Source organism: Acidimicrobiales bacterium, from assembly GCA_030747595.1.
Classification (GTDB): Bacteria; Actinomycetota; Acidimicrobiia; order Acidimicrobiales; family MedAcidi-G1; genus UBA9410.
Genome location: JASLKK010000018.1, coordinates 1 through 21,198, shown reverse-complemented (window position 1 = coordinate 21,198; position 21,198 = coordinate 1). Strand labels below are relative to the sequence as shown.

At 66.8% G+C, this 21,198-nt stretch carries 21 protein-coding genes and 1 tRNA gene; 19 read left to right on the top strand and 3 right to left on the bottom strand.

All coding sequences use genetic code 11. From position 1 onward, the window contains the following. Positions 1-12 precede the first annotated feature (12 nt). From QF777_11235 to QF777_11205, 7 genes are all read left to right on the top strand, one after another. Positions 13-813, top strand: a complete 801-nt coding sequence (locus QF777_11235) for an HAD-IIA family hydrolase (GenBank protein MDP6912119.1) — start codon at positions 13-15, stop codon at positions 811-813. Further along, positions 810-1,625, top strand: a complete 816-nt coding sequence (locus tag QF777_11230) for a TlyA family RNA methyltransferase (protein MDP6912118.1) — start codon at positions 810-812, stop codon at positions 1,623-1,625. The genes QF777_11235 and QF777_11230 overlap by 4 nt, the downstream gene beginning before the upstream one ends. Beyond that, positions 1,625-2,464 carry an NAD(+)/NADH kinase gene (locus QF777_11225; protein MDP6912117.1) on the top strand — a complete coding sequence of 280 codons (840 nt, stop codon included), beginning with the start codon at positions 1,625-1,627 and terminating at the stop codon, positions 2,462-2,464. The genes QF777_11230 and QF777_11225 overlap by 1 nt, the downstream gene beginning before the upstream one ends. Positions 2,465-2,607: 143 nt before the next feature. After that, positions 2,608-4,197: a DNA repair protein RecN gene (recN, locus tag QF777_11220; GenBank protein ID MDP6912116.1), complete on the top strand. Its 1,590-nt coding sequence runs from the start codon at positions 2,608-2,610 to the stop codon at positions 4,195-4,197. Between the two features lie 91 nt (positions 4,198-4,288). Continuing rightward, positions 4,289-5,956 carry a CTP synthase gene (locus QF777_11215; GenBank protein ID MDP6912115.1) on the top strand — a complete coding sequence of 556 codons (1,668 nt, stop codon included), beginning with the start codon at positions 4,289-4,291 and terminating at the stop codon, positions 5,954-5,956. Continuing rightward, positions 5,925-6,539 carry an NUDIX hydrolase gene (locus QF777_11210; protein ID MDP6912114.1) on the top strand — a complete coding sequence of 205 codons (615 nt, stop codon included), beginning with the start codon at positions 5,925-5,927 and terminating at the stop codon, positions 6,537-6,539. The genes QF777_11215 and QF777_11210 overlap by 32 nt, the downstream gene beginning before the upstream one ends. Then, positions 6,536-7,030 carry a hypothetical protein gene (locus tag QF777_11205; protein ID MDP6912113.1) on the top strand — a complete coding sequence of 165 codons (495 nt, stop codon included), beginning with the start codon at positions 6,536-6,538 and terminating at the stop codon, positions 7,028-7,030. Before QF777_11210 ends, QF777_11205 begins: the two co-directional genes overlap by 4 nt. A 37-nt stretch (positions 7,031-7,067) precedes the next feature. On the opposite strand, the gene trpS is transcribed toward QF777_11205, so the two are convergent. Further along, positions 7,068-8,048: a tryptophan--tRNA ligase gene (gene trpS / locus QF777_11200; GenBank protein ID MDP6912112.1), complete on the bottom strand. Its 981-nt coding sequence runs from the start codon at positions 8,046-8,048 to the stop codon at positions 7,068-7,070. Between the two features lie 83 nt (positions 8,049-8,131). Here trpS and QF777_11195 point away from each other — a divergent pair, with 83 nt between their 5' ends. Genes QF777_11195 through QF777_11165 form a run of 7 tightly spaced genes read left to right on the top strand, consistent with a single transcriptional unit; the run spans position 8,132 to position 14,293 of the window. Then, positions 8,132-8,905 carry a ScpA family protein gene (locus QF777_11195; protein ID MDP6912111.1) on the top strand — a complete coding sequence of 258 codons (774 nt, stop codon included), beginning with the start codon at positions 8,132-8,134 and terminating at the stop codon, positions 8,903-8,905. 8 nt (positions 8,906-8,913) lie between these two features. Further along, complete coding sequence (scpB, locus tag QF777_11190) at positions 8,914-9,582, top strand: SMC-Scp complex subunit ScpB (GenBank protein ID MDP6912110.1); 669 nt, start codon at positions 8,914-8,916, stop codon at positions 9,580-9,582. A gap of 3 nt (positions 9,583-9,585) precedes the next feature. Then, a complete protein-coding gene (locus QF777_11185) occupies positions 9,586-10,368 on the top strand; it encodes a pseudouridine synthase (GenBank protein MDP6912109.1) in 783 nt (260 codons plus the stop codon). Positions 10,369-10,412: 44 nt separating this feature from the next. After that, positions 10,413-11,501, top strand: a complete 1,089-nt coding sequence (locus QF777_11180; protein MDP6912108.1) for a prephenate dehydrogenase/arogenate dehydrogenase family protein — start codon at positions 10,413-10,415, stop codon at positions 11,499-11,501. After that, positions 11,498-12,847 (top strand): 3-phosphoshikimate 1-carboxyvinyltransferase, encoded by a 1,350-nt coding sequence (gene aroA / locus QF777_11175; protein MDP6912107.1) that lies wholly within the window; start codon positions 11,498-11,500, stop codon positions 12,845-12,847. The genes QF777_11180 and aroA overlap by 4 nt, the downstream gene beginning before the upstream one ends. Before the next feature lie 28 nt (positions 12,848-12,875). Next, positions 12,876-13,502: a (d)CMP kinase gene (gene cmk, locus QF777_11170; GenBank protein ID MDP6912106.1), complete on the top strand. Its 627-nt coding sequence runs from the start codon at positions 12,876-12,878 to the stop codon at positions 13,500-13,502. Next, entirely contained in the window at positions 13,499-14,293 is a 795-nt protein-coding gene (locus QF777_11165; GenBank protein ID MDP6912105.1) for a lysophospholipid acyltransferase family protein, read from the top strand. Before cmk ends, QF777_11165 begins: the two co-directional genes overlap by 4 nt. On the opposite strand, the gene ispH is transcribed toward QF777_11165, so the two are convergent. Further along, positions 14,286-15,365 (bottom strand): 4-hydroxy-3-methylbut-2-enyl diphosphate reductase, encoded by a 1,080-nt coding sequence (gene ispH / locus QF777_11160; GenBank protein ID MDP6912104.1) that lies wholly within the window; start codon positions 15,363-15,365, stop codon positions 14,286-14,288. The genes QF777_11165 and ispH overlap by 8 nt on opposite strands. Positions 15,366-15,414: 49 nt before the next feature. Between ispH and QF777_11155 the strand changes: the two genes are divergently transcribed. From QF777_11155 to QF777_11135, 5 genes are all read left to right on the top strand, one after another. Then, positions 15,415-16,890, top strand: a complete 1,476-nt coding sequence (locus QF777_11155) for a DUF512 domain-containing protein (protein MDP6912103.1) — start codon at positions 15,415-15,417, stop codon at positions 16,888-16,890. Continuing rightward, positions 16,887-18,188, top strand: a complete 1,302-nt coding sequence (der, locus tag QF777_11150) for a ribosome biogenesis GTPase Der (protein ID MDP6912102.1) — start codon at positions 16,887-16,889, stop codon at positions 18,186-18,188. Before QF777_11155 ends, der begins: the two co-directional genes overlap by 4 nt. Positions 18,189-18,255: 67 nt before the next feature. Continuing rightward, positions 18,256-19,329, top strand: a complete 1,074-nt coding sequence (locus QF777_11145) for a PP2C family protein-serine/threonine phosphatase (GenBank protein ID MDP6912101.1) — start codon at positions 18,256-18,258, stop codon at positions 19,327-19,329. A 129-nt stretch (positions 19,330-19,458) separates the two neighbouring features. Beyond that, positions 19,459-19,587, top strand: coding sequence for a hypothetical protein (locus QF777_11140; protein MDP6912100.1), 129 nt, complete (start codon positions 19,459-19,461; stop codon positions 19,585-19,587). 54 nt (positions 19,588-19,641) lie between these two features. Beyond that, positions 19,642-19,716: transfer RNA gene (locus QF777_11135), tRNA-Pro, on the top strand. 15 nt (positions 19,717-19,731) lie between these two features. Here the strand turns inward: QF777_11135 and QF777_11130 are convergent. After that, positions 19,732-21,198 (bottom strand): hypothetical protein (locus QF777_11130; protein ID MDP6912099.1); only part of this gene is annotated, 1,467 nt, incomplete at its 5' end.

The following is a 21,198-nucleotide window of genomic DNA, read 5'->3' as shown; positions in this document are numbered from 1 at the left end:
CCCGAGTCCGCCATGGCGTGGGCACTGGACCTTGACGGCGTTGTCTGGCGGGGTACCGACGGGGTACCGGGGGCGGGTGAAGCAGTCCGACTCCTGCAGGATTCGGGTGAGCGCGTCCTATTCGTGACAAATAACTCGGGTCGGCCGGTTTCTGACACCGAAGACAAGTTGGCTGGTCTGGGAATCGACGCCATGGGTGGCGTGGTCACGTCGGGAATGGCCGCCGCCCGTCTGGTGGTCCCCGGAGAGCGGGTGCTGGGGATGTGTGGTCCCGGTTGCCGCGAGGAGCTCGAACGGGTGGGTGCCGAGGTGGTGCGGGACGGGATGGTCGACACGGTGGTGGTCGGCTTCCACGATGACTTCGACTACCGGGGCCTGACGGCCGCCGTGCAGGCGGTCCTAGGGGGCGCCCGACTGCTGGGCACCAACGATGACGTGACCTTCCCGGCCCACGACGGGTTACGGCCCGGAGCCGGCTCGTTGCTGGCCGCGGTGGTTGCCGCTACGGGGGCGACGCCCGAACTGGCGGGCAAGCCCTACGGGCCGATGTGTGAGCTGGTCCGCGATCTGGCAGACGCCGGGGACGTTGAAAAGGAGTCCGCTGGCACCGCGGAGACGGGCCACGTGATGGTGGGGGACCGGCCCGACACTGATGGGCGATTTGCCCGGGCGTTGGGCTGGCGTTGGTCTCTGGTCCTCTCAGGCCTGATCGGGAAGGACGATCTGCCGGTGGATCCAGATTCCGACACGGTGCACGACGACCTGCTCGCATGTGTCCTCGAGTACCTGGGTGAACGGGAGCGTCTGGGGTGAGTGCCCGCCGGCGTCTCGACCTGGAGCTGGTGCGACGCGGGTTGGTTGAGGGGCGAGGCGCGGCCCAGGACGTCATCGAGGATGGTCGGGTGACGGTGGACGGGGCGCCGGCCGATAAGGCGGCGCGCCTCGTGGATCCGGGACAGGCCGTGGTCGTGACAGGAGCGCCGCCGAAGTACGTGTCCCGTGGTGGTCGGAAGTTGGAGGCCGCCCTCGACCGGTTCGGGATTGATCCGACCGGCCACCGGGTGGTCGACGTTGGGGCGAGCACCGGCGGTTTTACCGATTGCGTACTTCAACGTGGTGCGGTCTCGGTGGTGGCCATCGACGTGGGGCGGGGTCAGCTCCACCAACGGCTAATGGTCGATGATCGGGTGGCGGTCCACGAGCGGACCAACGTCCGGGGGGTCGACGGGACGGCCCTCGGCGCTCCGTTCGGTCTGCTGGTAGCCGATCTCTCGTTCATTTCGCTACGAACCGTGATGCCTGACCTAGTCGGGTTGGTGGCTGAAGGCGCTTCTCTGGTGCTGCTGGTAAAGCCCCAGTTCGAGGCTGGAAAGGCCGAGGTCGATCGGGGAAGCGGTGTGATCCGGGACCCCGAGGTCTGGTTGACGGTGCTCAAGGCGGTCGACGTTTCGGTTCGCGGGCACGCAGCGGCCATCATGGAGGGGATGCCTTCTCCGATCACCGGTGCCGATGGAAACGTGGAGTTCCTCGTGCACGTGCGCGCCGGCACAGTGGGAACGCCACTGGACACAACAGGTCTGGTGGCTGAGGCCCTTCGATCCCGGGAGCAGGCGGTGGATCGCTGATGGCGCTCGTCGTGCTAGTCGTCCACGAGGAGCGCCCCGAGGCTGTAGCTCAGGCCGACGCTTTGGCTGCTGTCCTGGTGGGCGACGGCCATCAGGTAAACCGCTCCGACGATCCCGGCTTCACGACTACGGGTATGGATGACGCCACGGATCTGGTGGTGAGCCTGGGCGGGGACGGGTCGATCCTGCGGGCCGTCGACCTCCTGGATGGCCGGTCCGCTCCGATCCTGGGGGTAAACCACGGCGAACTGGGGTATCTGGCCACCGTGGAGCCCGCCGACGCCCACGCTTCGGTGGTTCGGGTATTGGCCGGCGAACACGATCTTGAGGAGCGGATGATGCTCAGGGTCGAGGTGTACCGGGCCGGCGCTTCGGCGACTGCCCCCGAGGTGATCGACCATGCCCTCAACGAAGTCGTCGTCGAGCGGAGTGCCGGCGGCCAGACCATCCGGGTGGGAGTATCTCTCGACGGCGAGTCGTTCACCTCTTACGCTGCTGACGGATTGATCGCCGCCACGCCCACCGGGTCGACGGCCTACGCCTTCTCGGCACGTGGACCAATCGTGGATCCGCTGCATCGGGCTATCCAACTGACACCCGTGTCGCCCCACATGCTCTTCGACCGGACCCTGGTTCTGGAACCATCCACCGAAGTGGGCATGGAGGTGCTGGGCAGACGGGCCGCCACCTGCACGGTGGACGGCCGGTCGGTGGCCGACCTTGCTGGGGGAGATCGTGTCATGTGTACGGCTGCCGACAGGGTGGTCCGTCTGGTGACCTTCGGCCCCCGAGACCTCCGCGGCCTGCTGGTGAACCGTTTCGGGCTCGCCGACCGTTGAGGGCGAGACCCGCTGTCACACCCGTTGGCCAGGATGCCTCCCGGGTGATTCGCCTCGCCGCTGGAGCGGCCTTCGGGTGCCGGCCTGACCGGGCCCCGCAACTCAAAGGAACGACCGCCGAGGGCGGGAAACGGGACTGAGCGATGCTTGCCGAACTACGGATCACCGGACTGGGAGTGATCGACGAGGTCGAGGTGGTGTTCGGTCCTGGCCTCACCGCGCTTACCGGTGAGACCGGTGCTGGCAAGACCATGGTCATGGGCGCTGTCGAGCTACTGCTGGGCGGACGGGCCGATCCGTCGATCGTGCGGCCCGGAGCGACAGAGGCCGTCGTAGAGGGCCGGTTCATACTTGGTGACGGCGCCGGCGACCGGGAGCACGTACTCCGGCGGGTAGTGCCCGTCGAAGGTCGAAGCCGCGCCTACGTGGACGGGCACCTGGAGACGGCAGCAAGCCTCGCCGAGGTGGCCGGCCGCCTCGTCGACCTCCACGGACAACACGCCCATCAACGTCTGCTGGGTGCCGCAGCGCAGCGGGAAGCGCTGGACCGGTTCGGTGCGATCGACCTGACGCCGCTGGCCGACACCCGTCGACGGCTGGCTGAGATCGACGCCGAGTTGGCCTCCTTTGGCGGGGACGATCGGGCCCGAGCCCGTGAGATCGACCTTCTCCGCTTCCAGGTGGCCGAGCTAGACGCCGCCGGGCTGGCCGACCCGACAGAGGACGACCGTCTGGCCGCTGAGGAACTCCTGTTGGGAGACGCCGTGGCCCACCGTGAGGCCGCCGCAGCAGCGCTCGAACTATTGGACGGCGACGGCCCGGCGTCCGATGCGGTGGGTCGTGCGTTAGCCGCGTTGGATGGGCGATCGCCATTTGACCCAGCGATGGGTCGCCTGGCCGGCTTGGCCGCGGAGCTGGGGGACGTGGCTTCGGACCTCCGGGGGATCGCCGAGGGTCTCGAGGAAGATCCGGCCCGTCTGGAGGTGGTGGGGGAGCGACGGCGTCTGCTGGCCGAGCTGAGACGCAAGTATGGCGATGATCTTGGGTCGGTGATGGCCTACCAGAGCGACGTGTCCGATCGCCTGAAGGCTCTAGAGGACCACGAGGCCCGAGCCGCGACGCTCGATGCGGAACGTCTGGCTGTCGAGGCTGCCTGCGCGGAGGCAGCCGCCACGGTTCGGAGCGCCCGTCGTCGGGCCGCTCCAGGTCTGGCCGACCGGGTCTGCGAGCATCTCCGGGCGCTGGCCATGCCGACGGCCACCGTCGAGGTCGGAGTCGATGGCGAGGCAGGCGAGGAGGTCGAGTTTCGTCTCGCCCCCAACTCGGGGTCGTCGATGCTGCCGTTAGTACGGGTGGCTTCGGGCGGCGAGTTGGCCCGCACCATGCTGGCCGTAGGCATGGTCCTGACAGCGTCACCACCGGTTCAGCTGTTCGATGAGGTGGATGCCGGCGTGGGGGGCGAGGCGGCGCACCGGATCGGGGAGGCGCTGGCCGCGCTGGCCACTGATCGACAGGTCCTCGTGGTGACCCACCTGGCTCAGGTTGCGGCCTACGCCGACCATCAGATGCTGGTGGCCAAGTTCGACGATGGTCACAGCACAGCGGCCTCGGTCAGGCCGCTGGATGCCGACGAACGGGTAGTGGAGCTTTCCCGGATGCTCTCGGGTTCTCCGGACAGCGAGACCGCCCGGGGCCACGCCACCGAGCTCCTTCATGCCGCACGCGGTCTGTGACGGGTCTAGGGGGAACAGGCGTGACGGGAGACCCCGGACCCCACGGCGCGCTCCGCGCGCTCGCGGCTGGTCGGGGATAGGTTGAACTCCCGTGACGAAACACATCTTCGTGACGGGAGGGGTGGCGAGTTCGCTCGGTAAGGGCCTGACTGCCGCCTCCCTCGGACGCCTTCTCAAGCAACGCGGTCTTCGGGTTGTCATCCAGAAGCTCGATCCATACATCAACGTGGATCCGGGAACGATGAACCCCTTTGAACATGGGGAGGTCTTCGTCACCGATGACGGTGGTGAGACCGACCTGGACCTCGGTCACTACGAACGGTTCATCGACGAGAACCTGACCCGGGACTCCAACGCGACCACCGGGTCGATCTATTCCTCGGTTATCGCAGCCGAACGCCACGGCGAGTACCTGGGCCGGACCGTCCAGGTCATCCCCCACATCACCGATGAGATCCAGCGTCGGATCCGACGGCTGGCCGGCGACGACGTCGACGTCCTCATTACTGAGGTCGGCGGCACGGTTGGCGACATCGAGATCCTTCCCTTCCTCGAGGCCATCCGACAGTTCCGTCTCGATGTGGGCCCTACCAACGTCTGCTACGTCCACGTGACCCTGGTGCCGTTCATTGGCCCGTCGGGCGAACACAAGACGAAGCCCACGCAGCACTCAGTGACCGAACTCCGCAGCGCCGGCATCCAACCCGACGCCATCGTGTGTCGGAGCGACGAGCCGATCAGCGACGATCTGGAACGCAAGATTTCCAGACTCTCCAACGTGCCGTTCAGTGGTGTCGTCAACTGCCCGGACGCTGGCAGCCTCTACGAGATCCCGTTGGTTGTCCACGACGAGGGTCTCGACCAGTTTGTGTGCGACGCCCTGCATCTGATCACCGACCCGCCCGACCTGACCGAGTGGCGAGCGCTTAACGAGCGAGTGGGCCGGGCCACCAAGCCGGTTCGGGTCGGCCTCATCGGCAAGTACGTGAGCCTGGTCGATGCCTATCTGTCGGTTGTCGAGTCACTGAAGCACGCCGGCATTCACCACGGTGCCGACGTCGAGATCGACTGGATCCAGGCCGAGGACGTCGAAGGGCTCCTCGGCGAGAATCGCCTGCGGGACCTTGACGGGATCGTCATCCCCGGCGGATTCGGTGAGCGCGGCGTGGAGGGCAAGATTGCCGCAGCCGGCTTTGCCCGGGAGAACGACGTGCCCTGCCTCGGGCTGTGCCTCGGGTTGCAGTGCATGACGATCGAGTACGCCCGAAACGTGCTCGGTCTGGAGCGAGCACATTCCAGCGAGTTCGACCCGGCATCGCCCCACCCGGTCATTGACCTGATGGAGTCCCAGCGCGACGTGGCCGACATGGGTGGGACCATGCGTCTGGGCGCCTACGTGGCCCAACTCCAACCAGGTTCACGGGTGGCCGAGATCTACGGCACCGACGTGGTGTCCGAGCGCCACCGTCACCGCTACGAGTTCAACCCGAGATATCGGGCTCGATTCGAGGGATCGGGCTTCGTATGTTCCGGAGAATCCCCTGATGGGCGTCTGGTCGAGTTCATCGAACTCGAGAGCCACCCCTTCTGGATCGCTACCCAGGCGCATCCCGAGTTCAAGAGTCGCCCCGATCGGCCGGCGCCGCTGTTTCGCGAGTTCATAGCTGCCTCGCTCGAGCGGGCCCATGGCCGGAACCCCCAACTGCTCGACCTCAGCGATGGCAGCGATGACAATGCAGGAGCAGACGTCGTCGGCTGAGGTTCCGGCCTCCGCCTCCGCCTCCGTTCCGACCATCGTGTCCGGTCATGGCTTCACCCGCACCGGCGAGGAGGTCCTCCACGTCGGGCACGTCATCACGCTGGCCCGCGCCACATTCGAAGGGCCGGCGGGCGAGGTCATGGAGCGTGACGTAGTCCACCACCCCGGTGCGGTCGCCGTGGTGGCGCTCGATGGTGATGAAGTGGTACTGGTTCGCCAGTACCGGCCGGTGCTGGAGCGCGAGATGTTGGAACTGCCCGCCGGCAAGCTGGACGTTCCCGGAGAGGACCGCCCGACGGCGGCCCGTCGCGAACTGGTCGAAGAGGCCGGGCTGGACGCTGTGGACCTGATCGAACTGGGGTCGTTTCACAACTCCATCGGGTTCAGCGACGAGGCGACGACGATCTATCTGGCCACCGAACTGGTGCCGGCCACGCCGCTGGCCGCCAGCATCGAGGAGGAGTACCTCACCGTCGAACGGGTCGGACTTGACGAGGTAGAGGGCCTCATCGGGGATGGCACCATCACAGACGCCAAGACGATCCTCGGTCTGCTGTGGACACTGCGTCGTCTGGGCCGTTGAGCCGGTCGACGCACCTCCTTCGCCGTTTTCTCGCCTCCCTGTGGCCGGGCGGCCCGTCAGGGTCGTCGGAGACATGGGCCCGGGGTCATCTCCTGATGGGCGAGGCGGCTCTCTGGGATCAGATGTCGGGCGCCGACCGGAGGCACGCCGTGGCGGTGGCCCGACGGGTGGATAATGCGCTCGACCATCCGGAACGGGCGGTCCTGGCGGCCGCCCTGCTGCACGACGTAGGCAAAGTCGACAGTGGAATAGGCACGCCAGCCCGGGTGGTGGCCACCATCGTGGCCATGGTCGGCGGCCAACGTGCTCGTTCGGGAACCGGACGGATCGGGCGCTATCTCCGACACCCCGCCATCGGGTCGGACTTGCTACTGGGAGCAGGGAGCGAGCCGGTCACCGTGGCGTGGGCCGCCGAGCACCACCTGCCGGAGCGGCAATGGACAGTGGATCCGGTGATCGCCCGGGTATTGCACGCAGCCGACGACGACTGATCAATGGAGCGCCTCAAGGGCGGCCCCGGTAGTTGGATCAGCGTGCCAGCAGGCCGAGGTTGGTTCGCACCCGGTCCAAAGTGGCCGAGGCTACGGACCGGGCCTTGTCCGCACCCAGAGCGAGCAGCCGGCTGGTCTCGGCTGGGTCGGCGACCAGTTCCCGGTAGTGATCCTGCACGGGTCGCAGAAGGGTGATCACCGCGTCGGCGGTGGCCGCCTTCAGGTCGCCGTAACGCTCGATGCTCTCGGCGGCCGCTGCGGGCGTCTGCCCGGTGGCCGCGCCGAGGATGGACAACAGGTTCGAGACGCCGGGCTTGGACGCCGGATCGAAGCGGACCTCGGTCTCGCTGTCGGTTACTGCCCGCTTGAACTTCTTCTCGATGGCCGCCGGGTCATCGAGAAGAAGGATCGTGCCCTGCTCGCCGTCGTCGGACTTGGACATCTTGTTCTCGGGATGCTGGAGGTCCATGACCCGAGCGGCCGCCGGCGGAATCACCGCCTCGGGCACCACGAACGTCTCGCCGTACCGGCCGTTGAATCGCACAGCGATGTCGCGGGCCAGTTCGATGTGCTGTCGCTGGTCCTCGCCCACCGGGACCTGGTCGGTGTCGTACAACAAGATGTCGGCGGCCTGGAGTGCCGGGTAGGTGAACAACCCGCCGGAAACGAAATCAGAACCATCGGACTTGTCCTTGAACTGGGTCATGCGACGAAGCTCGCCGAACGCCGCAGTGCACTCCATCACCCAGGCGCACTCGGCGTGTTCGGTGAGGTGGCCCTGGACGAAAAGTGTGCTGCGTTCGGGATCGATGCCGACGGCGATCAGCATCTGGGCCAGCGAGAGGGTGGCTCGTCGGAGCTCCTCGGGGTCGTGCGGCACGGTGAGGGCGTGCAGGTCGACCACGCAGTAGACGGCCTGATGCTCGTCCTGCATGGCGACCCAGTTCTTGAGCGCCCCCAGCAGGTTGCCGAGGTGAACAGATCCGGTGGGCTTGATACCCGAGAAGACGCGTGCCATGGCCGGTCAGGGTACATCGGAGTGGGTCTCGCGACGGGGGGCCATGCACCGCGCCGACCGTGTGACTCCGTAGGGTCGCGCCAGTGAGCGTGACCGTCACGACCCCGGTGTACGAGGGGCCCTTCGACCTCCTGCTCAACCTCATCCTGAAGGAGGAGGTTGAGCTCTACGAGGTCTCGCTGTCGTCCATCGTTGACGGATTCCTGGCCGAGATGGAGCGCCTCGGGGATCTAGACCTCGAGGTGGCCACCGAGTTTCTACTGATCGCCTCGATCCTGGTAGAGCTCAAGACCCGACGTTTGCTCCCCGGTCAAAACAGGACGGATCTGGACGACGAGTTCGGCCTCTGGGAGGAGCGTGACCTCCTGCTGGCCCGCCTGCTGGAGTGCAAGACGTTCAAGGATGCAGCGGTCGTCCTCCGGCGCCTTGCCGCTGACGCGTCCAAGTCGTGGCCCCGCCGGTCCGGTCTCGAGGAACGATTCCTCGGGATGGCCCCCGATCTGCTCGAGGGGGTCACCGCAGACGACCTTCGCGATGCCTTTCTGCGGGCCATGGCGCCCCGTCCTTCGGTGCACGTTGAAACCGAGCACATTGCTCCCATCAGGATCAGCGTGGCCGATGCGGTGGTCGAACTGGTCTCAGAGATCCCCCGGTCGGGATCGGTGACCTTCCGAGATCTCACCCGTGGCCTGGTGGACCGCATCGAAATTGTGGTGCGGTTCCTCGCCGTGCTGGAGCTCTACAAGCAGGGCGTGGTCGAGATCGATCAACTGGGGACGTTCGGTGACATCCACGTGGGTTGGCGTCCCGGTGCCGACCCATCCGACGTGGACCTGATCGACGCCTACGAGGGCTGAGGGCGACAATGTCGAAACCCGAGCCACAGCTCTCCGAGGAACGTTCCGAGGAGGTGCGGCGCGCCATCGAGGCGATCCTGATGGTGGCCACCGATCCGGTGCCGGCCAACCTGCTGGCCCAGCTGCTGGAGGTCTCGACCAGGATCGTCGAAGCTGAATGCGAGGCGTTGGCCGAGGAATTCGAAGCCGAGGGGCGGGGATTTGTCGTGTCCCGGGTGGGTGGCGGTTACCGGTTCCAGAGCCACCCGGATCAGGCGCCGTGGGTGGAGCGGTTTGTCCTGGAGGGCCAGAACAGTCGGCTGACGGCGGCCGCCCTCGAGACGATGGCCATTGTCGCCTACAAGCAGCCGGTGTCGCGGGCCCAGGTTTCGGCCATCCGTGGTGTGGACGTCGACGGCGTGATGCGGACACTCCAGCAACGGGGCTACATCGATGAGATCTCACGGGACCCGGGTCCTGGAAACGCCGTGCTGTTCGGCACCACCAGAGAGTTCCTGGAGAGGATGGGCATCGATACTGTCGACGACCTGCCGCCCCTGGGGGAGTTCGTCCCCGGTCCCGAGGTGGTCGAAGCGCTCGAACGTGGACTGCGTTCCGATCCAGCGTTGGAGACCCCCCAGCCTTCACTCGATGGGGGCCCTTCTGATGGGTCCGCGTCGGCGCCGCCGGAGGGCTGAACGGTGGCCGGGTCGGCCTCTGCTCCGACCTCTGGCGAGGACGGGAGTGACCGACATGAGGGCGAGCGTCTCCAGAAGGTGCTGGCCCGTGTCGGCGTAGGTAGCCGCCGGACGTGCGAGGACCTCATCGCCGCCGGGAGGATCACCGTGGATGGTGTGGTGGCGACCCTGGGACGTCGGGTCGACCCGGAGACAGCCCTCATCGAGGTAGACGGCGCACCGATTGGTGTCCGCCCCGGTCTCGTCCACTACCTCCTGAACAAGCCCGCCGGGGTGGTGACCACGGCTGATGACCCGCAGGGGCGACCCACCGTCGTCGGGCTGGTGCCCGACGAACCCCGGGTGTTTCCGGTCGGGCGCCTCGACGCCGATACCGAGGGGCTTCTCCTCCTGACCAATGACGGTGAGCTCACACATCGGCTCACACACCCGTCGTACGGCGTGGAAAAGGAGTATGTAGTCGAGGTTCAGGGCGTACCGACGAGAGCCGTGCTCCGTCGTCTGCGTGAGGGAATCGACCTGGAAGATGGGCTGACTGCTCCGGCCCGAGCCGCGTTGCTCGATGCGTCGCTGGTGAGGCTCACCATTCACGAGGGCCGCAACCGTCAGGTGCGACGGATGTGCGAAGCGGTTGGACATCCGGTGCTCCGGCTCGTCCGGACCCGTATTGGTCCGATTGCCGACCGGTCATTGGCGCCGGGGGCATGGCGGCCGTTGACGGGCGACGAGATCCGGGCCCTCGGGGTGGCGGTGGCGACCGATCCTGAGGTGTCACCGCAGAACTGAATCCTCTCCGAGGGCTGACATCGGCCCCGGTAGCATCGGCGTCCATGGCGGCTCCCGATCCTGCAACTGGTACGTCCGGTCGTGCCACGGTCGTGGGTATCGGCCTCATCGGGGGATCGATCGGCATGGCCCTACGGGCCCGGGGGTGGCACGTCTCGGGCGTGGACCTCGACGAGGCGACATTGGCCGCCGCTGTGGACATGGGTGCGTTGGATCGGGTCGGCTGGGACGTCGACGCTGAGGTGACCTTCGTGGCCACCCCTGTCGGTCAGCTGGCCACCGCGGTGACCGAGGCCCTCGCCGTCGCTCCCACCGGTCTGGTGACCGACGTGGGCAGCGTGAAGGCACCTGTAGTCGACGCGGTAGCCGACGCTCGCTACATCGGCGGCCACCCGATGGCTGGCTCCGAGCAGGAGGGCGTCGACGGCGCCGACCCCGAGATGTTCGTGAATGCCACCTGGGTGCTGACCCCGACCGCGGCGACCAACGGAGACGCCCTGGCACGGGTCCGGTCCGTGGTCGCGTCGTTAGGCGCCGAGATCATCACCCTGCCGCCCGATCGGCACGACTCGCTGGTGGCCATCGTGTCCCACGTGCCCCACCTCACGGCCGCCGCGTTGATGGGCATCGCCTCGGCTAGATCGACTGAGCACGCCGCCGTGCTGCGTCTGGCCGCTGGGGGATTTCGGGACATGACCCGCGTGGCCGCCGGGCATCCGGGCATCTGGCCCGATATCTGCAGTGAGAACGCCACGGCCATCGACGAGGTGCTGTCGGACCTGATCGCCGGACTGGAAGCCGTTCGTAACGAGGTGGTTGACGGTGATCGTCCCGGCCTGCTGCAACGGCTGGAGACCGCCCGCACGGCCCGAATCAGCCTCCCGACCGGGGCACCCCGTCCGTCCGAACTGGTGGAGGTCCGTGTACCGGTGCTCGACCAGCCGGGAGAGCTGGCGTCGCTCACGTTGTTGGCCACCGACCTCGACGTGAACATCTACGACCTTGAGATCGCCCACTCGGCCGAGGGCGACCGTGGCGTGGTCCTCCTGATCGTTGAGGCAACCCAGTCTGAACGGTTGTGCGGTGGCCTGATGGCCAAGGGGTACCGACCAACTACGGCCCCCCTGGCATGAATGCCCCTACGGGTGGCGGCGCCACCATGGTGGGAGGTCCAATGATCATGGAGCCCGGAGGCCCGCTCCGGGGGCGAACCCGGGTGCCGGGCGACAAGTCCATCTCCCACCGGGTGCTGATGTTGGCAGCCCTGGCCGATGGGGAGTCGACCATCCATGGCCTCAGTGACGGCGGTGACGTTGCCTGTACACGGGCCATTGTCGAAGCCCTCGGCGCCCGGGTCGACGCCGAGGAGGATCCGGACGGACGTCAGGTCCTTCGTATCGGTGGCGGCAGGCTCGGTCCCGCTCAGAGCGACCTTGACGTGGGCAACTCCGGGACAGGCATGCGCCTGTTGGCCGGAATGCTGGCCGGGTTGGGGTTTGCGTCGACGCTGGATGGCGATGCGTCGATCCGACGGCGACCCATGGACCGGGTGCTGGAGCCGTTGCGGGCCATGGGGGCGTCGGTGACCGGGAGTGGGGACGGGTGTGCTCTCGCACCGTTGGTCATTGACGGGGGAGGCCTGAGGGGCATTGAGTACCGGTTGCCGATGGCCAGCGCCCAGGTGAAGGGATGCGTACTGTTCGCCGGCCTGTCCGCCGATGGGCCGACCACTGTGATCGAGGATCAACCAAGTCGTGCCCACACCGAGGAGCTCATGGCGGCGACGGGCATCGACGTCGAGCGGACCCACGACAATGGGCTTGACCGGGTCACCGTGTTACCGGGTCGGCCGACCCCCTTCGTCCATGATGTGGCCGGCGATCCCTCTCAGGCCGCCTTCTGGGCCGTCGGGGCGTCGATCCTCCCTGGGTCCGAGGTGGTCATCGAGAACGTATACGCCGGTCCGGCTCGGTCGGGCTTCGCGGCGGTGCTGGCCCGTATGGGTGCTGATCTGTTCCATGATCCGGTGACCAGCGACCTGACGGTGCGTGCTCCATCGGGTGGCGTGCTCTCGGCTACAACGGTGCGGGCTGATGAGGTGCCCGGACTGGTCGACGAGGTTCCGGTGCTGGCTGTGGCGGCGGCGTGCGCCGACGGCGAGACAGTGTTCGAGGGGGTAGGCGAGCTACGGGTCAAAGAGAGCGACCGTCTGGCCACCATCGAATCCGAGTTGGGCCGGATGGGTGTTGATGTCCGGGCTGAGGGTGACCGCCTGATGGTTCGTGGGCGAGCTGGTGGCCAGCTACGAGGCACTTCGGTGGACGCCCATAATGACCACCGGATCGCCATGGCGTGTGCGGTGGCCGCCCTGGTGGCTGATGGGTCGACCACCATTGACGGCTGGGGCGCCGTGGCCACCAGTTATCCGACGTTCTCCGACCACCGGGTCGCCCTGTTGGCCGGCGGGATCGGGGCCTGAACCGGTGGCCGGGTCCGGGGTACCTCGGGTGATCGCCATCGACGGTCCGGCGGGGTCCGGGAAGTCCACCGTGGCCCGAGCCGTGGCAGATCGGCTCGGCCTCCATTACCTGGACACCGGGGCCATGTACCGAGGTGTGGCCCACGCCGTGCTCCGAGCAGGGATCGACCCGACCGATGCCGGTCAGGTGGCCGACGTGGCCCGGAACGTGACACTCGCTGTGACCCGGTCCCACTGCACGGTCGACGGTGAGGATGCGTCGACGGCGATTCGGGGCCCGGAGGTGACCGGAGCGGTGAGTGCCGTGGCCGCCAATCCCGAGGTTCGTCTTGAGATGGTGGCCCGCCAACGGGCCTGGGTGCTCGAACGGGGCGGAGGGGTAATGGAGGGGCGTGACATCGGTTCGGTGGTGTTTCCGGACGCCGAGTTGAAGGTGTACCTGACCGCCTCGCCGGAGGTTCGGGCTCGCCGCCGCGCTGCTGAGGACCCGGGCGTCAATGTCGACTCGGTGGCAGCCGATATCCGGCGCCGCGACGAAGCGGATTCCAGCCGGGATGCCAGTCCGCTGGTTACCGCCGACGGAGCCCGGGTCCTGGACACCTCGGAACTGACGGTGGACGGCGCTGTGGACGCCATCGTCGAGATGCTCCGGTGACCGACCAGTCAGGAGACCCGACGGAAAATCCGACCGGTGAGACGGGGAACTCCGACCTCGGCCGGAAGATGTCGTTGGTTGACGGCGTGGCCTACCGGGTCTGCTGGTCAGCTCTCTGGTTGCTGTGCAAGGTCTGGTTCCGGTTCCGGGTGGTTGGTAAGGCGAACCTGCCATCCGAGGAGGCGTACATCCTCACTCCGGTCCACCGGTCGTACCTCGATACGCCGGTCGGCGGGATGGTGACGGCCCGGCGACAGCGATTCCTAGGCAAGGAGTCGTTGTGGCGGAACCGGTTCGCCGGCCGTTTCCTGACCATTGTCGGGGGCTTCCCGGTCGAGCGGGGCACAGCGGACCGGGCCGCTCTGCGTGCGTGTCAGGAAGTCCTCGAGCGAGGTGAACCCATGGTGATGTTCCCCGAGGGGACGCGCCAGCACGGCCCGGTGGTGAGGGCCGACCTCATGCGCGCCGGACCGGCCTTCGTGGCCGTCCGGGCTGGGGTGCCCCTCGTGCCCATGGGAATCGCCGGCACCGACTACGCCATGCCGGGTGGGTCGCCGATGGTCCGACCGGTCAGAGTGGTGATGGTGGTTGGAGAGCCGATCCGTCCACCGGTCGTCGAAGGTCGGGTGCCACGACGTGCGGTGGCCGATCTGACGGAGGAACTACGAGTCGGGATGCAGGCCTGCTTCGACGAGGCCCAGCGTCTGGCTGGTCGCCCGGCGCTCCCCGACCCCGATCCGCCCGGGGGGCCCGTCTCGGAGGGCCCTGGATCGGAAGAGCCCGTCAGCTGACCGGTCGGAGCCGATCCAGAGCGGCCAACGCGTCCGACGCATCGATCACCCGGTCGTCGAGGTGAACAGTCGGCGCCGGTGCGGAGAAGCCCACGGCGGCGAACCCCCGTACCGCATGGAGGAGGTCCCGCAGGTTGCGGGGTGGGGGGAAGTATTCGTCCTCGTCGGTATGGCGTACCGTCTCGACGCCGCTGGTCGGGGCCAACGAACGGATCACTTCGTCGACTACCTCTTCAGGCGCTGATGCCCCGGCGGTCACCCCGACAGTGCCGGAGAGGTCATCGGGAAGCTCCTCGGCCCGATTGATCCACACCACGCGGGGACAGCCGGCCTCGGTGGCCAGTTGGACGAGCGCACGGGTGTTGGAGCTGTTGGTTGAGCCGATCACCACGACGGCGTCGCACCGGTCCACGAGCTCGAGGAGGGCGCCCTGGCGATTGGTGGTGGCGAAGCAGAGGTCGCTGCGGCCCGGTGACCAGAGGTCCGGCCAGCGATCGGTCGCGGCATCGACCACACCGCCCCAGTCCCGATGGCTGAGGGTGGTCTGGGCGAGGATGGCCACATCGTCGCCCAGGTCGGGGAGCGCCTGTACCTCGTCGGGGTGCTCAACACGGTGGATGGCTTCGGGAGCCACCGCGATGGTGCCCTCGGCCTCCTCGTGGCCGGCGTGACCTACATACACGATGTGGAAGCCCTTTCGGGCCCGGACCTTCACCTCGTGGTGGACCTTGGTGACCAATGGGCAGACGGCGTCAACGGTGTAGCCACCAACCTCCTGGGCCCGGCGGACGACCTCAGGAGCCGAACCGTGGGCTGACAACATCACTGGCGCACCGGCGGGAACGTCGTCGATGTCGTCGACGAACACAACGCCGAGGGCTTCGAAGCGTTCCACCACCAGCTTGTTGTGGACGATCTCGTGGTAGCAGTAGACGGATTCGTCGAAGGCCCGGACCATCCAGGTCAGCGCCTTGATGGCCATCTCCACGCCGGCGCAGAAGCCTCGCGGCTCGGCCAGCAGCACCCGCTCCACCTGATGGTCGACACCGGGTGTCTCAGCGGCAGGAGTCACGCCGGCGACCCTACCGGTGGCCGGGTTGTTGCTGGGTAGCCTTGCTCCCATGTCGGCTCCCGTGGTCGTCGCCGTCACTGCCGATTCGCCCGCTGACCGGGCCGGCGTCCAGCCCGGCGATCGACTCCTGACCATCAACGACCGCGTTCCGCGTGACGTCATCGAGTACCAGCTACTCGTCGACGAACCGTCGGTGGTCCTCACGCTGGACACCGGCGGCCTGCAGCGGGACGTGGTGGTTGTCAAGCCTGACGGGTCCCCGTTGGGCGTCGAGGTGGACAGTGCACTGTTTGACCGGGTCAGGACATGTGACAACCACTGTGAGTTCTGCTTCATCTACCAGCTGCCGCCCGGTCTACGCCGCAGCCTCTACGTGAAGGACGACGACTACCGACTGTCGTTTCTCTACGGGAACTTCACGACCCTGACCCGCTTCACAGAGGCTGATCTCGAGCGGGTGCTGTCGGAGGGTCTCGGACCGTTATATGTCAGCATCCACGCCACCAATCCGGGCAAGCGGACTGAGATGCTCCGGAACCGGCGGGGGGCGACGAGCCTGCGTTGGTTGCGGGCCCTGCTGGACCACGGGGTGGAGGTGCACGGCCAGATAGTGGTGTGCCCGGGATTGAACGACGACGCCTGGTTGGAGGATTCGCTGGTTGGTGTAGCAGATCAGTTCTCTGAGCTGGCCAGCCTCTGCGTGGTGCCCCTAGGAGTGAGTCGCCACAACGACGAACCTCGGATGCGGGCTCACACGGTGGCCGAGGCCGTGGCGGTGGTGGAGATCGTGGAGGCATGGCAGGAACGATTCCTGGCCACGCTGGGGCGACGGCTTGTGCACGCGGCCGACGAGTACCACCTGCTGGCCGGGCGCCCGTTTCCGCCCGCCGAGGCTTACGAGGACGTCGAGATGACCGAAGACGGTGTCGGCATGGCCCGGGCGTTCGAGTTCGAGTTCCATGCCACCGACTCTGGGATTGATGGGGAGGAGTCACCGGAGACGGGCTCAGACGAGCGGGCGTCGGGCTTCTTCCGGTCCATGGAGGGCGCGCCGGCTCTCGGATATCGGGCACCCCGGATCTGCGCAACCAATGACGAGGTCGAAGCCGGTGGCACCGATGGCGTGTCCCTCGGGTTGCCGGTGGTGCGTCCTCGTCGAGACGCTCCGGTGGGGGTCCTTACCGGGGTCCTGGGCGCGGCGGTGCTCGAGCCGTTGCTGGCCGGCATGGGGCTGGACGATGTTCGTGTGCTGGCCGTGGAAAACCGGTTCTTCGGCGGAAACGTCGGGGTGACCGGACTGATGGTCGGCGAGGACGTCGCACGGGTGCTGGTTGACGAACCGGCTGGTCACCGGTACCTGCTTCCCGACGTGTGCCTCAGCAACGGGCGCTTTCTCGACGGCACCACCCCAGAGGACCTGCCGTATCCGGTCGAGGTGGTGCCCGCTGACGGACGGTCGTTGCGGTCTGCGCTCGGCTTGTCGGCCCCAGGTCAGAATCGTGTTCCGGTAGGAGAAATGGCATGAGTTCCACGGTGGCCATCGTGGGACGCCCCAACGTGGGCAAGTCCACCCTGATGAATCGGATCCTTGGTCGCCGTGAGGCAATCGTCGAGGAACGCCCGGGGGTGACCCGGGATCGCAAGGAGGTTGAGGCGTCCTGGCAGGGACGGGAGTTCACCCTCGTGGACACCGGCGGTTGGATAGCCGATGGGGATTCCCTCGACGAGAAGGTCAGCCGCCAGAGCGAACGGGCCATCGCCGATGCCGATGCGGTGCTGTTCGTGGTGGATGCCACGGTGGGCGTGACCGAAGATGATGCCCGGGTGGCCACGCTGCTGCGGAGTTCTACGGCTCCGGTCTTGCTGGTGGCCAACAAGGTCGACGACCGGGTCCACGAGGCCGCCATCTGGGAACTCATGTCGCTGGGCTTGGGCGAACCGATCCCGGTGAGTGCCCTTCACGGGCGCGGTGCCGGCGATCTTCTGGACCGTCTGGTGGCCGCTCTGCCTGACGACGAGCCCGACGAGGTGGCCGAGGAGGAGCCCGGCGAACGCATCGTGGGGGTAACCCTCGTAGGCCGTCCCAACGTGGGGAAGTCGACGCTGTTCAACCGGTTGACAGGCGAGGACCGGGCCGTGATCCACGACCGCCCCGGTACGACACGAGACACCGTGGACACTGTGGTGGAGACAGCCACCGGGCCGGTGCGATTTATCGATACCGCGGGGATGCGACGCAAGGCACGGATCGACGAGCAGACGGAGTATTACTCACTGGTGCGGGCCCTCAAGGCGGTCGACACCGCAGATGTGGCCCTGCTGGTCATCGACGCCACCCTCGGGGTGACTCACCAGGACCAGCGCTTGGCCGAGCGTGTGGATGCCGCGGGCTGTCCGATCGTGGTGCTCCTCAACAAGTGGGATCTCTGCGATGCCGAGCAGCGTGAGGACGCGATGATCCAGGTGGGAGACAAGCTCCACTTCGTGGGCGAGGCACCCGTGCTACGGATCAGCGCCCTGTCGGGCAAGAACGTCCAGCGGCTGTGGCCGGCGCTCGAAGAGACCATTGCCGACTACCGGACCAGAATTCCGACCCGCCGGGTCAACGACGTGGTCCGGGCTGCCCAGGCAGCCCATCCGGCACCGGCCGGGGTTCGGGTGCTGTACGCGACGCAGGGCGCGACCGATCCACCGACCTTCACGTTGTTTGCCAACCGGGAGGTGCCGCGGACCTGGCTCCGGTACCTGGAACGGAAGCTCCGCGAGGATCTGGATCTGGGGTCCACGCCCATCAAGCTCCGGGTGCGTCGCCGCTCGGAATAGGCCGCTCCGGATAGGCCCGTCCCGGGCCGACCCCGAATTCGGAGACCCTGGACTACGCTTGATTTCTATGCGAGAGCCGGTCCTCGTCGTCCTTGGCATCATCTGTCTGGCTGCAGCCCTCGGTTGGGCGCGTTCGGCCCGCCATCGCCATCGCCTGGTCGGACGGATCGACCCTGAGGTGGCCCCCGACGCCTACACACTGGCTTGGTCGACGTTCCGCAAGGAGCTCCACGCAGCGTCCCTGTATGGCCTGTTGGCCCTGGCCTCGCTGGTCAACGCCTTCGCAGAGGGTACGGCTGGTGCCATGGTGTTCTCCATGGTGGCCATCCCGGCACTGGTGTCCACTGCATGGGCTCGTCATGCCGTTCGTGAGGCCCGAATGGCCCGCCAGAGCATCGACATTGAACGTCGGGCCCAGGAGGCTCTCGAGCAGGAGGATCTGGCTCCCAAGGCGTGGGCTGGTCGTCTCGCCCCCGAAGAACTTCCGAACTTCACGGGATTCGAGGTCGGTCGGGTCTACCAGGCGGGTACCGGTCTCATGGCCGGCGACTTCTTCGACGTGTTCCAGATGTCGGACACTCGTCTCGCTGCGGTGGTGGGCGACGTGGCCGGACATGGCATCGAGGCGTCTATCACCGCTTTCCAGGCCAAGTACCTGTTGCGGACCTTCCTGCGGCAGTTCCGGGATCCGGCACAGGCCCTTGAGGAGCTGAACCGGCAGATGTCGTCGCAGGAACGATCCGAGGAGTTCATTTCACTCGTCGTCTTGGTGTTCGATACTGAGGCCGACACGCTTCGCTACGCCTCGGCGGGGCACCCGGCGACGTTTCTCTGGCACGGCCGTGAGGTGCGGCCGCTTCGTTCCACTGGTCCACTGTTGATGTTGACGTCGGACGCGTCCTACTTCAGCCGGGAGATTCCGCTGGCTCGTGACGACATGGCCGTCATGTACACCGATGGTCTAGCGGAGGCTCGTAGTGGTGACGAACTGTTCGGCGAGGAACGCATCGGCGACATGGTGCGGCGCAACCCAGGGATCGCTCCGGGTGTGCTTTGCAAGCAGCTGTTGGATGCTGCCAACGATTTTAGCGCCGGCATGGTTCAGGACGATTTGGCCATCCTGGCGATCCGTAAGGACTGATCCGGTCTGTCTGTTGCCGGGTGGGCTTGATGGGAGGCGTGCCGCGTGCCGTGGTGTGATCCCTGTGCTCGGTTTCTGAGCCCGAACTCGGTGTCGGTGGTTGGTACGTGCCCTTCATGCGGGGGGCGGGTGACCGACGCCGATGGAGCACCGGCCCGCTCGCAGAAGGTGCCTTGGCACTTCTGGGTGTTCGCCGGAGCGGCCGTGGTCTACCTCGGTTGGCGTTTTGTCCAGGGCTTCTGGTTACTGGTCACCTGACCGGGTTCGGCGGGATTGACCGGTGAACGCCGCCGGTAGAGTGACCCACCGCCGCGGGCTGTGGCGCAGCTTGGTTAGCGCGTCGGTCTGGGGGACCGAAGGTCGGGAGTTCAAATCTCCCCAGCCCGACAGAAATAACCCCGCCTACTTGCGTCGTTTGAGTTGGTGGTGGTCGCCGTCGGGGTTGTCTGAGCATTCGTAGCTGTCGTCTTTGTCGACGAGGATGCCTTCTTGGTCGGTGAGGGGCTTGTTGCAGTGCCGGCACCGGTCGCGTTTACGACCCAGGATGAGCGCGCCGAGTATCGATCCGGCGAAGAACTGGGTGATCCGCCCCCACAGGGCCTGACCGGCCGCGGTCAACGCCAGCCCGGCGGCCACCGCTAACCCGGCTAGGGCGGCGATCAGTCCGCCTAAGGGGAACGAACCGTCGTCGTTGCTGGTTTCTTTAGATTGGGTGAGGGCTTGGCGCACTGTTCCGTCGCCCGGGTCGTTGGCGTCGAGCGGATCGGAGCGGAGTTGGTTGACTTCTTCACTGTCGGTGAACCCGTCGCCGTCGGTGTCGGGGTTGTTGGGGTCGGTTCCCAGGGATTGTTCGACGATCTCTGACAGGCCGTCACCATCGGCATCACTCGTTCCCGGTGGTTCAGAGGTCGAAGTAGTCGATGTTGTGCCACCTGTGGCGGTGGTTGTGGTGGCGGTCGCTGGCGGTTCGGTGGTTGTGGTGGCGGTCGCTGGCGGTTCGGTGGTTGTGGTGGCGGTCGCTGGCGGTTCGGTGGTGTCTGGGCCTTCGGTGGTGGTGGTGGTTGTCGGCGTGGTGGTCGTAGTGGTTGTCGGCGTGGTGGTCGTAGTGGTGTCTGGGCCTTCGGTTGTGGTGGTGGTTGTCGGTGTGGTGGTCGTAGTGGTTGTCGGCGTGGTGGTCGTAGTGGTTGTTGGTGGCGGTTCGACGAAGTCGATTCCTACGCACGTGGTGCCATCGTTGATCGCGGTGGCTTGTGAGTTGGCGACCCGGCGGATGTCGGCGGTTTTGGCGTTGAGGTCGATGGTGTCGATGAGGACTTCGTAGACGCCGGCGCCACTGTTCGACGCGAAGTAGAAGCGGTCTTCGTGGCTCCACGCGGCGCCGAACCCACCGTTGGTGAGCTGGGCCGGTGACCCGTTTTCGAACAGGTTGATGGTCCACGCCTGGGGCGTGTCGTCGTAGGCCCAGATCCGCAGTTTGTGGTCCCGGGTGTTGACCCCCATGGCGTAGGGGCGTTCACCGTCGCCGAGGTCAACTCGGAGGGCGGCCACGTCGGCGACGCCGCCCGTTCCGGTGACCACTGGGGTGATCTGTGACTTGTTGGCGGCGTCGCCGGGGTCGGCGAACCCGTCCATGTCGGCGATCCCACTCAACGTGTAGAAGCTGTTGCCCCGCGGCCACACGAAGGTTCCTTGGTCGTCGACGTCGCCGGCGTTGCTCATTGCCGGCACCCGGGCCACGAACGCGACGTTCCCGGCGGCGTCGAAACGCACCAGATACCCGAACCCTTGCACCTGCATCAGTCCGTAGAGGGCGCCGTCGCCCGGGTTGATGCCAATGCCGTTCAGGTGCGTGTAGGAGGGGTTCCGGTC